General features: G+C 24.9%; 14 protein-coding genes. 11 read left to right on the top strand and 3 right to left on the bottom strand.

Annotated elements, in window-relative coordinates; translation table 11 throughout:
• Positions 1 to 301 precede the first annotated feature (301 nt).
• The 5 genes from CSBG_RS13255 to CSBG_RS13240 all read left to right on the top strand — a co-directional run bounded on the left by CSBG_RS13255 (position 302) and on the right by CSBG_RS13240 (position 5,289).
• Positions 302 to 724 carry a hypothetical protein gene (locus CSBG_RS13255; RefSeq protein ID WP_008680302.1) on the top strand — a complete coding sequence of 141 codons (423 nt, stop codon included), beginning with the start codon at positions 302 to 304 and terminating at the stop codon, positions 722 to 724.
• Positions 725 to 1,233: 509 nt separating this feature from the next.
• Positions 1,234 to 2,988, top strand: coding sequence for a DNA helicase RecQ (gene recQ, locus CSBG_RS13250; protein WP_008680300.1), 1,755 nt, complete (start codon positions 1,234 to 1,236; stop codon positions 2,986 to 2,988).
• Positions 2,989 to 3,327: 339 nt separating this feature from the next.
• Positions 3,328 to 3,903 (top strand): accessory gene regulator B family protein, encoded by a 576-nt coding sequence (locus tag CSBG_RS13245; RefSeq protein ID WP_008680299.1) that lies wholly within the window; start codon positions 3,328 to 3,330, stop codon positions 3,901 to 3,903.
• The gene (locus CSBG_RS19000) at positions 3,900 to 4,028 is read left to right on the top strand and encodes a hypothetical protein (protein ID WP_008680297.1); all 129 of its coding nucleotides are present in this window, start codon (positions 3,900 to 3,902) and stop codon (positions 4,026 to 4,028) included. Before CSBG_RS13245 ends, CSBG_RS19000 begins: the two co-directional genes overlap by 4 nt.
• A 10-nt stretch (positions 4,029 to 4,038) precedes the next feature.
• The gene (locus CSBG_RS13240; protein ID WP_008680295.1) at positions 4,039 to 5,289 is read left to right on the top strand and encodes an ATP-binding protein; all 1,251 of its coding nucleotides are present in this window, start codon (positions 4,039 to 4,041) and stop codon (positions 5,287 to 5,289) included.
• A gap of 70 nt (positions 5,290 to 5,359) precedes the next feature.
• Here CSBG_RS13240 and CSBG_RS19045 read toward each other — a convergent pair whose 3' ends face one another.
• Positions 5,360 to 6,028 carry an MFS transporter gene (locus tag CSBG_RS19045; protein ID WP_338079895.1) on the bottom strand — a complete coding sequence of 223 codons (669 nt, stop codon included), beginning with the start codon at positions 6,026 to 6,028 and terminating at the stop codon, positions 5,360 to 5,362.
• A gap of 48 nt (positions 6,029 to 6,076) precedes the next feature.
• Positions 6,077 to 6,598, bottom strand: coding sequence for a hypothetical protein (locus CSBG_RS19040; RefSeq protein ID WP_338079894.1), 522 nt, complete (start codon positions 6,596 to 6,598; stop codon positions 6,077 to 6,079).
• A gap of 360 nt (positions 6,599 to 6,958) precedes the next feature.
• On the opposite strand from CSBG_RS19040, the gene CSBG_RS13230 reads away from it, so the two are divergent.
• Complete coding sequence (locus CSBG_RS13230) at positions 6,959 to 7,261, top strand: flavodoxin domain-containing protein (RefSeq protein WP_008680293.1); 303 nt, start codon at positions 6,959 to 6,961, stop codon at positions 7,259 to 7,261.
• Between the two features lie 242 nt (positions 7,262 to 7,503).
• Here CSBG_RS13230 and CSBG_RS18090 read toward each other — a convergent pair whose 3' ends face one another.
• Positions 7,504 to 7,650 (bottom strand): hypothetical protein, encoded by a 147-nt coding sequence (locus tag CSBG_RS18090; protein WP_235840838.1) that lies wholly within the window; start codon positions 7,648 to 7,650, stop codon positions 7,504 to 7,506.
• Between the two features lie 209 nt (positions 7,651 to 7,859).
• On the opposite strand from CSBG_RS18090, the gene CSBG_RS18370 reads away from it, so the two are divergent.
• The 5 genes from CSBG_RS18370 to CSBG_RS13210 all read left to right on the top strand — a co-directional run bounded on the left by CSBG_RS18370 (position 7,860) and on the right by CSBG_RS13210 (position 14,899).
• Positions 7,860 to 8,003 carry a hypothetical protein gene (locus tag CSBG_RS18370; RefSeq protein WP_156804383.1) on the top strand — a complete coding sequence of 48 codons (144 nt, stop codon included), beginning with the start codon at positions 7,860 to 7,862 and terminating at the stop codon, positions 8,001 to 8,003.
• A 378-nt stretch (positions 8,004 to 8,381) separates the two neighbouring features.
• On the top strand, positions 8,382 to 11,408 hold the full coding sequence (locus CSBG_RS13225) for an SNF2-related protein (protein WP_008680291.1): 3,027 nt from the start codon (positions 8,382 to 8,384) through the stop codon (positions 11,406 to 11,408).
• 432 nt (positions 11,409 to 11,840) lie between these two features.
• On the top strand, positions 11,841 to 12,470 hold the full coding sequence (locus tag CSBG_RS13220) for a DUF488 domain-containing protein (RefSeq protein ID WP_008680290.1): 630 nt from the start codon (positions 11,841 to 11,843) through the stop codon (positions 12,468 to 12,470).
• A 177-nt stretch (positions 12,471 to 12,647) separates the two neighbouring features.
• On the top strand, positions 12,648 to 13,178 hold the full coding sequence (locus CSBG_RS13215) for a 2'-5' RNA ligase family protein (RefSeq protein WP_008680287.1): 531 nt from the start codon (positions 12,648 to 12,650) through the stop codon (positions 13,176 to 13,178).
• Between the two features lie 233 nt (positions 13,179 to 13,411).
• Complete coding sequence (locus tag CSBG_RS13210; protein ID WP_008680284.1) at positions 13,412 to 14,899, top strand: sodium-dependent transporter; 1,488 nt, start codon at positions 13,412 to 13,414, stop codon at positions 14,897 to 14,899.
• Positions 14,900 to 14,912: the final 13 nt, after the last annotated feature.

Below are 14,912 nucleotides of genomic sequence, written 5' to 3'. Positions count from 1 at the left end.
AATTTACATAGGTATCTTTTTTATTGTATGGGGAAATATAATATTATTAAAATTACAATCAGTTATGAAAAAAAAGAGTTAATGATAATAAGTAAAACTTATAACTTATGATTAAGTCAAAAAGGTTCATTTAGACAAGCTTTTGTTAATAATTGCATTAAAATTAATTTTGTAACAACTAATAAATTCTAATTTTCATATTAAATAGAAAATATATTTTTTATTTTTTAGAATACAATTTAAAAATATGCAATATTATGATAAATTATAAGTAGAGGAATTATTTAGGGGGACAGTCGTAATGGATGTTATAATATATAGACTAGTTTTAAATTACTTAGATGAAAAAGTAACAAGTGACCTGAAGGATGAATTTATAAATGCATCATTACATTTTAATATAAATAATGATATTTATAAAGAGTATTCACCAGTACAAATTGAATGCATGATAAATAAAATATCATCAGAAGAAATAATAGATTATGTTGAGTTATGTTCAGTATATGGCTATATATTATGTAGAGCTATAGAACAAAACAAACTTAATTCTGAAGATAGAATAGAAGTTCTTCAAATAGCTTTAGAAATAAGTAATTCAATTACGAATTATTTAAGAGGGACAATAAATGAAAATGAGTTATTTGGAAAATTGTTAAATATAATAAAAAAACTTAATTTAACTAAGGAACAAAATGAAAAGGTAATTAAAATGTTAAATTAAGATTTATGTAAAGGTTAACGTTATATTTTGCGAAGCAAAATAGTGAAGAGTGAAATAGTTAATAGGGAAAAAGTTAAGGAGAAAATCCTTACAGGATTTTTTTTAATAAAAGATGCTTTGCACTTATAGATTAAATTTTGCGTAGCAAAATAGCCTAAGATTTTCACTCTTTCACTCCTAACTTTTCACTAATAAATTGCTTCGCAATTTACAACTAAGGCGAAGATAAACAGATATGTAAAGAAGTATTAGATATATGCTTATTTCACAGTCTATTTATCTTCGCTATTGTTATATTACAGCATAAATAGCGAAGAATGAAGAGTGAAAGAGTTAAGGGGAAAATCCTAAGGATTTTTGAATGTAAAATGCTATGAATAACTTTAATTTAAGTTTTGCATAGGCAAAACATCCACAATTCTTTCATTTTTTCATTCTTCATTAATAAATAGTGTTTTAATAGTTAAAAAATATGGTAGAATTTTAAGGAGAAAGGAGTGATTAACATTATGAATAAAGCAATGGAAGTTTTAGAAAAATACTTTGGATATAACTCCTTTAGAGAAGGGCAAAGTGAAATAATATCAAATATTCTAAGGGGAAGGGATAGCCTTTGCATTATGCCAACTGGTGGAGGAAAATCAATTTGCTATCAAATTCCTGCTTTAATTTTTAATGGAATTACTTTAGTTATATCTCCTTTAATATCTCTAATGAAGGATCAAGTTGATTCAATTAATGATATAGGAATAAAGGCAGAATATATAAATAGTACTCAAAGTTTAGATGAAATAAAAGAAATATTAAAAAGATGCTATGATGGAGAAGTTAAACTTTTATATATAGCACCAGAAAGATTAGAAAGTGAATACTTCAATAAGATGTTAAGAAAGCTTTGGATAAGTCAAGTTGCAGTAGATGAAGCACATTGTGTTTCTATGTGGGGACATGATTTTAGAAAAAGTTATAGATATATAGCTCCTTTTATAAAAAGCCTAAATGTTAGGCCTGTAGTTACTGCATTTACTGCTACGGCAACTACAGAGGTAAGAAAAGATATTTTGAACCTTTTAGAACTTATTAATCCATATTCATATTTAGGAAGTTTTAATAGGGAAAATTTATCAATATGCATACATAAGGAAGAAGATAAAGCTGAGTTTGTAAAAGATTATATAAGAAATCATGAAGAGGTTTCAGGAATAGTTTATTGTGCAACTAGAAAAGAAGTTGATGCTTTATACTATTACTTAAAAGAAAGAGGAATAGAAGTAGTAAAGTATCATGGTGGATTAAAAGATGATGAAAAAAATTATTATCAAGAAGAGTTTTTAAAAGATAATTTCAATGTAATGATTGCAACAAATGCCTTTGGTATGGGAATAGATAAGTCCAATGTAAGATATATAATACATTTTACTCTATGTAAGAATCTTGAAAATTATTATCAAGAAATAGGTAGAGGAGGCAGAGATGGAGAAAAAACAGAATGTCACCTTCTATATAATAGGGAAGATATAAGAACATTAGAATATTTAATATATACTACAGTAGGTAATACGAGAAAAGAAATTGAAATAAAAAAACTACAAAGTATGGTTGATTTTTGTGAATCTGATAAATGTTATAGAAGCTTTATTTTAAATTACTTTGGTGATAAAGATGCAAAACCGTATTGTAATAACTGTAGCAACTGTTTAAATAATGAAGAACTTAGAGATTTTACAATAGAAGCTCAAATGATTTTATCATGTGTATATAGAACGAGAGAGCAATATGGAATTTCAGTATTAGTTGATATCTTAAGAGGATTTAAAGGGCCTAAGATAATTCAAAATAATTTAGATAAATTAACTACATATGGAATCATGAAGGAATATAGTAGTAAATTCATAAGAGATTTAATTAAAACTTTATTAGACCTAGGATATGTTAATTTAAAAGAGGGTACATATTCAATGCTAAAATTAAATCCTAAATCAATTCGAGTATTAAAATCCCAAGAAAAAGTTATTTGTAAACTAAGTGAAGATATTGAGGAAAAGATTGAAAATAAAGACTTATTTAATAAGCTAAAATTGTGGAGAAAAGAAAAAGCTAATATTCTAGGAATAAAACCATATATTATATTTTCAGATTCAACTCTTATTGAACTTGCTAACAAAGTTCCAAAAGATAAAGAGGAATTGCTAAGAATTAGAGGGATGGGAGAAAAGAAATTTGAAAAGTATGGGGATGAGGTTTTGAATATAATAAATAAATGATTGTATAGAAGTCTTTTAAGTATTGAAAAACTTAGAAGTTTTTTGATTGTATTAAAGTAGAAAAATATTATGGAAATATGCACATAAACTATACAATTGTATATTAGATATATCTATTATCATGTATAATAATAGATAGAAGTTATGAAAATTATATTTTGGATATAGAAAGATATTTAGAATATATAAAGTTTGCTTTATTAATTAAATGTGAATTATATTCAATTAATAAATTTAAATTATATGATAAATAGAAATAAAAATAAAAATTTAAAAATAATATGTAGAAATATTGTACTGTGTACCTTTAGTATGGTAAATTAATAAGGAATGAGTTATATGATAGAAAAATTAATATATAGATTTGTTGACAGTTTAAGTGAATATAATAATTATAATGAAGAGCAAGTTGAACAAATAAAATATTCTCTAAAAGTTATAGTATATGAACTAATAAAAATAATACTTTTAATCATAATATTTTCAATTTTAGGATATTTTAAAGAAAGTTTATTGATTCTTTTTATAATGTCAATTACTAAGCCTTTTATTGGCGGTTATCATGAAGATACACAATTAAAATGTTTTACTGCAACATTGATTTTAATAGTAATTATAATAATTTTATTCGAAAACAATAAATTAAATTTAACTAGTTCAAGTATATTAAATTTTATTAGTATATTTTCTATTTATAATAAGGCACCAATTATAAATGACAAAATGCCTATTACAAGGGAAGACCTTATTAGAAAAAATAGAAAAATTGGAATTACAAATGTAGTATTGCTTGCTCTATTATCACTTATTATGTTTAAAGTTAAGTGGATTTCACAAATAATAGTTTGGACTATTTTAGTACAAGCTATATTAATGTTTAATAAATATAAATATGTAGGAGGGAAAGGTAAATGAAAATGAAAAAGTGGCTAGGATCATTAATGTTATTATTATCAGCAGTTTTAATAAATGTTGGTCCTACATCTGTAATGAGTGTAGGTGTAGAAGAAATGCCAGATTCAATTAAAAAACTAAGATAGGGGACAAAATATGCTTACTGGATTGATCGATATCATAATTAGTATTATTCAAAGTGTTATGTTTATTATTGCATCAAATTATTGTGTGAATAAACAATATAAAAAAAGTAAATTACAATTAATTATTTTAATAGCAATAACATCATTTTTTGTAATATTTAGTACTTATTTATTAGGAAATTCAAGTTTAGGAATAATAGTAATACATATTGGACAATTATTATTAACAAACTTAATGTTTAAAGATGATAAATTAGGAGCTACTATTGGGTTTAGCATAATATATTCAATAATTGGAATAAGTGCTAATTTATCCTTTGTAATATTTACAATATTTAATAATATTTCAACTTATGATAATATATATGCAATTATAATAATTTTGTACTTTCCTCAATTTATTATTTCATATTTTGTATTAAAGAATATGAAGTTTATTCATAAGATAAATTTGATAATTAAATCAAGAGTTTCGTCTATAATTACTTTAATAATAGGAACTGTAGTGTTTGATTTTATAATGTCATTTTCACGTATTATTAGTGATAAAGACAATCCAGTATTCAAAGAAATAATTTTTGTATTATTAGGTGGATTTATTATTTTTATTGCTTGGCATTTTATAAATATAGATAAAAATTCCAAGCAAGTATATATATTAAATGAAGAATTAGAAAGTAAGATTAATGAACTAAAAAAAATAAAGCATGATTATGGTTCACAGATTTCATATTTGTATGGAGCATATCTAATGAATAATTATGAAAAATTAGGTGAATTATTAAAAGGGATAATAGAGGGAAATGATATTTCAACTCAAGTGAAAGTTTTAAGCACTGAGGATTCTATTATAGCTCAAGTAGTTAACTCAACTGATTTAAAAGAAGTAGATGTTCTAATAGATGAAAAGGCTGAATTAAAAGATACTAATATAAGTGAGTTAGAACTTCATAAAATTATTTCTAATATAGTAAGAAATTCTATAGAAGCATTAAAAGGAAGAGGGTTATTAATGATTAATAGTTATTACTCTTATAATCATGTTATAATAAGCCTTCAAAATAATGGACCGGAGATTGATAAGAATATAATTGATAGAATTTTTGAAGAAGGATTTTCTACAAAGAAAAATAAAAATGGAGATAATGGATTTGGATTACATATAGTAAAAGAAATAGTTGATAAAAATAATGGACATATTAGTGTAACAAGTAATAAAGAAGTAACTAAGTTCGTTATAAAACTACCTTTACATATTTAATAGTGATTTAATAGTAAAAAATAAAACATACATAATATAAATAATTAAAAATAGAATGAAAATAATTACTTTAATAAAAATAAGGGAGAAGTACAAAAGCTTCCCCCTTATTTTTATATATTATTAAATTTAATTTTTTATTAATTCCAGACAGAATTATTCCAATAATCAATAATATAGGAAATATGCTTGAGAATAAAATTCCAATCTTTATATTATCATTAAAAATACTAGATAATCTACCTACAATTGTTGGGCCAAGTGAGCATCCTATATCTCCTGCAAGTGCTAAAAAAGCAAACAGTGCAGTTCCACCCTTCTTTAGTATTGATGAAGATATACTAAAGGTTCCTGGCCATAAAATACCAACTGAAAATCCACAAATACCACAGCATATAAGAGATAATAATGCCCAAGGTGATAGGGAAATAATAATATAGCTTATAAAGCAAAGCAAACTACAAAATATCATTGATAGTTTTAGATTTATTTTCTCGCCTAATTTGCCATATACTGTTCTAGATATACCCATCATTATTGCAAAAAACATTGGACCTGCTAAATCATCAAGAGATTTATTACCATTAAGGGTTTTTTCTGCAAAAGTAGATGCCCATTGACTAATAGACTGTTCACTTGCTTCATCACATATCATTAAAAATATCATTAGCCAAAATATTTTATTTGAAAGTAATTCTTTAACTGTTAAACTATTTTCACCATCTTCTATTAAATGCAAAATAGGAATTTTTATGAAAAGAAAAATATTAAATATTGGTATTAGGGACTAGAATATTGCAAGGTACTTCCAATTTAAAATTCCAAATACACTAAAAAATATTGTTGATATTAAAACTACAGAAATGTGTCCCCAGCAATAAAAAGAATGCAATAGGCTCATTGCAGCTTCTTTATTATCTGTTGGACATGCTTCTACTATAGGACTTATTAAAACTTCAATTAATCCACCACCAATAGCATAAATCATAACTGAAATTAGTAATCCAATAAAAGGATCGCTGAAGAGTTCTGGAAGAATAGTTAATGATATTAGTCCTAGTCCAGCACAAATATGAGCTATTATTACAGAAAGCCTATAGCCTATTTTATCTATAAATCCAGCAGAGAGAAAATCAATTAATAATTGAAATCCAAAATTGAAAGTAACTAAAAAAGTTATTTTTGATATTGGAATATTATAAGATGATTGAAAAGTTAGAAATAATAATGGAATAAAATTATTTATTATTGCTTGTACAATATAGCCAATGAAAGAAGCATACATTGTATGTTTATAAGTAAAAGTCATGTTATCCTCCATTTTATAAATTTAAGTTAAAGATTACAAAGTATATTATAGAATAAATGAATATATTTTATTAGTATCATGTTGAAAATATTAACATATTAATAAGTATTTAGTAAAATATATATAATATGAACAATATATGTTGATGTACTTAGCAATGCTTTTAAAAGTATATTCTTATATAAGTTACTACATAAAGAGTGGAATATTTTATTTAGTGCATCTTTGGGATATACAACGCTTAAGATAATTTATGCAAATAAAAATTTAACTGTAGAGTTTGATGCTTATTAAAGATATTGAACAATTCTAAAAGATAAAATAAATACGTCTAGCAATAAAACCTTAATAGGGGGAATTATGAAAACAATTGTTATTTACAAATCTAAATCAGGGTATACAGAAACATATGCAAAATGGATTTCAGAAGATCTAAATTGCGATTTAAAAGTAGCTGATGATATAACAATAGAAGAACTTGAAAAATACGATGTAATTATTTATGGTGGCGGACTTTATGCTGTGGGCATTAACGGATTAGCATTAATAAAGAAAAATTATGATTTATTATGTAACAAGAAAATTGTTATTTGGGCAACAGGGGCAAGCACAGGAAGAGAAGAAGAGCTTCAACAAGTATGGGATTATAATTTTAATAAATAGCAATCAAATTCTATTAAAACCTTTTATTTGAGAAGTGGATTTAATTAGGTATGTAAAAGGGTTAGATGAGTAATAATTTGTCAATTCTATTAATTATAGTAGGATTAATACTTATTGTTATAGGATTCAGAAAAGAAGAAGTTTAATGAATAATTTTAGAATAATACGAAGAGAAAATTAAAAATACTGCATACTCACTCATGAATAATGCGGTATTTATATGATTGTATAGTAGAGGTTATCTAATGAGTTGAAAATGATATCGCTACTTCGCCCTTACCAACTATTGCTATTATTTTTTTTGTTGCAATATTACGGAGATAAAATTTGTAATTATATGGAATTTTGCTAATAAATTCATCAATATTCATTTCTTCATCAAGAATCATAATTTTAGTAGGAACGTTGGTAATTAGTGTTAATCCTATATCAACATCATTTGTATTCTCCTTTGTTTTTTATTAGTTTTTGATAAAAAAAATTATTTATACTTACAAAGTAAATTTCAAAGCTTATTTAGTTCGAAATTTAAATACATTATGCAAATATACATAATGAAATAAAATCATATTTATAAAGGGAAAAAGGGGATTATGTTGTGTTAATTAAAACAAGGGATAATATGAAACTTATAGATATAAGAATGTTATCTATTAAGGAAGAAAGATTAATTGTAAGAAGATATATTCTGGAAGGAACTTATGGGTTTAACTTCTTTTTAGTAGAAATACTATTGAGCTAGGAAACTATGAAAATGAAGAAGAAGCAATAAAAGAATTAGATGAAATTGAAGATTTTTTATAGAAAATCCTAATGGAATTTATAAGATGCCAACATATGCAGATACAGATAAAATTAAATAAATATGAGAGTATAAAGTTAATATATTTAAAGAGTTCTAGCATGTATTAAATTAAAATAAAAATTATAATTTAATACATTATAGAACTTTTTTGTTATGTTAAGATTTATAATATAAAAATAGAAAATATATGATCTTAATTTTGCTACATTACTTCAATAAGTCTATTAATTATTAACGGCATAAAACATTAATGATGTAGATTATTAATTAAAACATATATATAATATTAAGTATTCTAAAAAAGGAGGGGTGTATATGAATTTAAAGGCTATGATGGACTCAGTTTTAAAGTTAAGTTCTAGTATTTCAAAGAATAATGGAATAGCTTTCTTTAAGAAAGGGTTAGTATCTAAGGTTGTAAGTAAAAAGATAAATGATACTTATCATATATATGGTAGAGTTTTAGAAAATAAAGATGAATATAGCACTCATTTAAAGTTTGATTCCAATAATAAAATAATTGATACTAAATGTAGTTGCAATCAATTTGAAGAAAATAGTAAGGAAATGAAGAATTATTTTTGCAGTCATTTAGTAGCAACTATGTATAGATTTTATTATTCAATATTAAATAATAAAGAAAATATTAAAAAAGAAAAAAGTGAAATTAATAAGAGGATATTGAAACTAGATATAAAGATAAAGCAAGTGAAAGTAAATAAAAATGAAGAATATCATTTGGAGTTTAGATCAGGAGAAGAAAATACAATTGCAGTAGAAGCATTAGGAAAATTTTTATTTGATGAAAATAATAAGTTTAATGAAAATGATACTTTAATTATAGATTTTTTTAAGGCAAAATTTAAAGAGAATAAAAGTAGAATTGTAGATAGTAGAAGCTTTGTATTATATAAAAATGAAATTAGAAGCTTTTTGAAGTTAGTAGATAACAATAAGAGTATAGTTTTAACTTATGATTATATGAACTATAATTCAACTATTTATAAGGAAGATATGCCTTTAATATTTACGTTAAAGAAAAAGGGCGAAGCTTTAATAGTAAATCCTCAAAAGAAGAATACAACACCTATTGATGATAAAAAAGAAGTTTGGATATATGATAAAAAAATATATTTACCTACAGAAAAGCAACTAAAATATTATAAGGCAATATATGATAAGTTAGAGCAAAAAGGAAGCTTGATTTATAAAAATACAGAAAATAATTTAAAGAAATTATTATTTATATTAGGTGAAATTTCAAAGGACATAATTATAGATGAAACTGTAAAATTTGAAATAAATAAAGTTAATATTCCAAGATTTTATATAGAAAAAGAAAATGAAAATATATATTGCAGTATTGATATAAATTATGCAAATAGCTTAGATGGCTTGAAAGATAGTAGAGCCAAGGAAAAAATAGAAATGGAGCTAGAAAGATATAAGTTTATAAAGCATAAAGATAAATTTATATTTACAGGAAATGATGAGGATAAATACATATTATTAAGCGAAGGTATAAATAAGTTAAATCAAATTGGAATAGTAACTTTATCTAACGAGTTTGGTGAAATTAAGCTTATAAAATCTAATGATATATTAAGTGAAATAGAAGAAATAGATGATTATTATAAGTTTGATTATAAGATAGATGGGGTAGATTATAACGAAATAGCAGAAATAATGGAACGAATAAAAAATGGAAGTTCCTTTTATAAAACTAGAGAAAATAATTTCTTAGATTTAAAGGATATGGAAGTAGTTGAATTTTTTAAAACAATAGAAGAGTTGAATTTATTTAATAATGTTTATAAAGAAGAAATATATGTGGATAAATTTAATTTATTGCATTTAGAAAATAAGATAAAAAATAAAAGAATTCCATTTATAACTGGAGGAGAAAAAATAAATGAATTAATAGATAATTTGAAGAATAAGGAAGAAAAACATGATGTTCCAAAGGATTTAAATGCAAAGCTTAGAGATTATCAAATTAAAGGATATAATTGGCTAAAGTCAATAGAAAACTTAGGCTTTGGTGGAATATTAGCTGATGATATGGGGCTAGGTAAAACTATTCAAACGATAACTTTATTACTTTCAAATAAGAATAAAAAAAGTTTAATTATAACTCCAACTTCTGTTGTGTACAATTGGAAAAGTGAATTTGAAAAATTTGCAGATACTTTAAATGTAGGAGTAATTCATGGAAGTGTTAGTGAAAGAAATAAAGTTAAAGATGAATATAAAGAATATGATGTTTTACTAACCACTTATGGAACTTTAAGAAGTGATTATCAATGGTATGAAGATAAAAAGTTTGATTTTTGTATAATTGATGAAGCGCAAAATATTAAAAATAAAAAATCTAAAATTTCAGAGTTAGTTAAATCAATAAAAGCAAATTGTAAATTAGCTTTAACAGGAACACCAATAGAAAATAATTTGCTAGAATTATGGTCAATATTTGACTTTATAATGCCTGGATATTTATATAATGAAGAAAGGTTTAAAGGTAAGTTTTTAAGTGGAGATGATGAAAGTTTAAAAGAACTTAAAGAACTAATTTCACCATTTATACTAAGACGTTTAAAAGAAGATGTACTAGATGAATTACCATATAAAATAGAAAAAGAATACTTAATACCAATGACATTTAGTCAAAAACAAATTTATAATTCATATATGAAGGAAGTTAAGAAGAAGATTAAGGAAAATAAAAAAATCAAAGACAATAAAATTGTTATATTATCTTATCTTACAAAATTACGTCAGCTTTGTTTAGACCCATCTTTATTAATAGATGATTTTAAAGAAGAAAGTGCAAAAATAAAAGCAGTTAAGGAAATAATAAAAGAAACTATAGATTCAAATAAAAAAATAATTATCTTTTCACAATTTACATCTGTATTAAAAAAGATAGGAAATAAACTAGAAGAGGATGATATTAACTATTTATATTTAGATGGAAGTATTAAAGCAAAGGAAAGAATAAATTTAGTTGATGAATTTAATAATAGAGATAAAAATATATTCTTAATTTCCTTAAAAGCTGGTGGAGTTGGATTGAATTTAACGTCAGCTAGTGTTGTAGTCCACTTTGACCCTTGGTGGAATCCAGCTGTTCAAGATCAAGCAACAGATAGAGCTCATAGAATTGGTCAAAAAAATATAGTTGAAGTAATAAAGCTTATATCTAAAGATACCATTGAAGAAAAGATTATAAAGCTTCAAGAAGAAAAGAAAGAATTAATTAGCAAGATAATAGATGGAGATGCGTTGAGTGGAGAAACGTTAAATACAATAACAGAGGAAGAATTACTAAAACTATTTAGCTGATAGTTATAAATTGCTAATATAAAAGGCTACGATAAATAGATATGCTCCATAAGCTAAATAGCTTAGCAAAGAAGTACTAGGCTCGGAAAAACTGCTATGCCAAGAGTTTTGGTTAACTCGCTGCGCTCAAACAAACCAATAACACTAAGGCCTAGTAGTTCTTCCTTCACCAAGTCTTTCTAATTGCCCGCTATATGCTTATTCCGCATATTCTATTTATCTTCGCCAACTTATATTTATCATTTATAATTATAATCAAAAAAGTTTTAAGGGATAAAGAGTGAAAAAGTTGAATTTAAGTTTTGTATAGTAGGCATTGAATATTTAGTCAAGTTATATGAAATTAGTATAAAATATGATCTACTGAATCTTGTCTGAAATAGATTTACATTAACTTTTCACTCTTCACTAGATCCAGGAGGTGCAGTTTTAATGGATATATATACAATAGGACATTCAAATTATACAGTTGAAAAATTAATAGAAATGTTAAGATATTATGATATTAATTGTGTTGTTGATATTAGAGGAACACCTTATTCAAAATATAATGTGCAATTTGATAAAGAAACTATAAAATATACTTTAACTAAAGCTGGATTTATATATATTTATATGGCTAAGGAGCTTGCAGCAAAAAGAATAAATAAGGTTTCTTATAATGAAGAAGGATATTCTGATTTTGAAAAAGTTATTCATGAGGAAGACTTTATTAAGGGGATTGAAAGATTAAAGGACGGATGTAATAAAGGGTATAGAATTGCTTTACTTGGAGCAATGCAAGATCCAATAAGATGTCATAGAAGTATATTAGTTGGGAGAGCTTTAAAGGAATCTGGATTTAATGTAATGCATATTTTAGATGATTATTCTACAAAAGATCAAGATTATATTAATGAAAGAGTACTTGATAAATATTTTCCTGATAGATCTCAAATAACTATAGATGCCTTATTAGGAAATGAAATGAGCATAGAAGAAATGATAAATGAAGGCTATAGAATGGCTAATAAAGAAATTGGTTATAGAATTGAATGTTTGCCTGTAGAGAAAAAGCGTTAGGCAAGTGTTATTTATATTAGTAGAATTATTTTAAAAAATCTATTAAAATTTTTAATTTAGCTATTTATGTAAACTAGTATCTTTATTATTTAATATACAAAAAATAAATTATAAAGATTATTAATTTAAATAGGAATTTATTAAAGCAAAGAAACTAATGAGAGGAGAGAAGTTTTTATGAGATATGTTATAGTTTGTGTAGTAAAGGGAGAAGCTGGAGCCTTTAATAATGAAATGAGAAAAGATATATTTCAAAAATTTAAAGCTAAGTCATCAAAGCTACCCGCACATTTTACTATTAAAGCACCCTTTGAATATGATAAAAGTATAAAAGATTTAGAAGATGCTTTATATAAATTCAGTAAAAATGAAAAGAAGGCAGAATTTATAATGGATAAATATAATCATTTTGATAACAGAGTTATTTATATGGATGTAAATATGTCTAATGAAGGTAAAGTTATTCATGATAAATTAATAGATATTCTTGATAATTTTGATTATATTGAATTTAATAAAAAGGATGGAAAAGATAAAATTTTTCATGTTACATTAACTTCTAAAAAGGTTCCATCGATATATAAAGAAGTATGGGAATATGTAAATAAATATCCATTTGAATTTAATTGTTACTTCGATAATATAAGCATATTTAAATGGGTAGATAATACATGGAAACTACATAAAGAGTTTATTATAGAGAATTAAATATAGAAAAATAAGCATTTCAAATTATGAGATGCTTATTTTTTATATGTTTTCACAAGGGTATTTTAACAAAATGCTAATATTTATTTGTATAAAATTATGATTTATTACAATTAGTTAAAATGTTATAATATTTTGTTAAAAATATATTGATTTTATTAATATTTTAATATATTATATATTTAAATATTAATAAGTTATGTAAGTAATGACTTTTTTTAGGGGGCGATTTTATGGAAGAAAATAGAGAACAGTGGGGATCAAAATTAGGATTTATTATTGCAGCAGTAGGTTCAGCAGTAGGACTAGGTAATATTTGGCGTTTTCCATATATAGCATATACAAACGGTGGTGGGGCATTTTTAATACCGTATTTTTTTGCTATATTTACAGCAGGTATTCCATTATTAATATTGGAATATGGACTAGGGCATAAATATAAAGGGTCAACACCACTTGCAATTGCAAAGGTAAAGAAAAAGTGGGAATGGCTTGGATGGTGGCCAACAATAAATGCATTTATAATTTTAACATACTACTCTATGATTTTAAGTTGGGCAGTAAATTATTTAAGATTTAGCATAAATAAAGGATGGGGAAGTGATACGGATGCATTTTTCCATACAGACTTTATTAAATTATCTAGTTCACCATTTGATTTTGGTGGTATGATTTTACCTATATTAATAGGAATAGCAATTATTTGGTTTATAAGTTGGTTTATATGCTATAAAGGTATAAAGGCTGGAATAGAAAAAGCTAATAAAATTCTTCTTCCGGCACTTGTAATTATAATGATTATAATAGCGATTAGAGCTGTTAATTTAGAAGGAGCAGCAGAAGGACTAAATACACTGTTTACACCAGATTGGTCAAAGGTTATAGATCCAAAGGTATGGGTAGCTGCTTATGGACAAGTATTCTTTTCCCTTAGCTTAGCCATGGGAATAATGATGACTTATTCCAGTTATCTACCTAAGAAAACTGATATAAATAATAGTGCATTTATGACTGCATTTGCAAATTGTGGTTTTGAATTTTTATCAGCTATAGCTGTATTTTCTATATTAGGATTTATGGCAAGTGCAAAAGGGATACCGATGAGTGAAGTTGTATCAAGTGGAGTTGGACTTGCTTTTGTAGTATTCCCAGCGGTATTTACAGAAATGGGATCAGTAGGAACACTTTTAGGTGTATTATTCTTTTTATGTTTGTTATTTGCAGGTTTAACATCATCTGTATCATTAATAGAAGCTGTTTCAGCACCATTTATAGATAAGTTTGGTTGGGCAAGAAATAAAGTTGTTGCAATAATTTGCTTAATAGGATTTTCAATTGGAATATTATATTCTACAGGAGCTGGACTTTACCTTTTAGATATAATAGATAACTTTATAAATAATTATGGAATTGTAGTAGTTGGATTATTGGAAGTTGTATTAATTGGATGGATAGTTAATCCTGATATAGTTAGAGAGCATACAAATGAAATATCATATTTTAAAATAGGTAAGTGGTGGAATATTTGCGTTAAGTTTGTAACACCAACTATATTAATTTTTATGTTAGCACAAAGTATAATTACAGAAATCAAAACGCCTTATGGAGGATATGATCTTTCAGCATTATTTGCATATGGATGGAGTATTATTGGCTTTGGAATAATTCTTGCACTTATAATAAGCAAAAAACAATGGAAAAATAGAAATATATCAGAGTAATTAAAAAGGGGGC

Origin of the sequence: Clostridium sp. 7_2_43FAA, from assembly GCF_000158375.2 — a bacterium.
In the GTDB taxonomy this organism is placed as follows: Bacteria; Bacillota; Clostridia; order Clostridiales; family Clostridiaceae; genus Clostridium; species Clostridium tertium.
The sequence above is the reverse complement of the archived record's forward strand: the minus strand, read 5'-3'. Positions and strand labels throughout refer to the sequence as shown.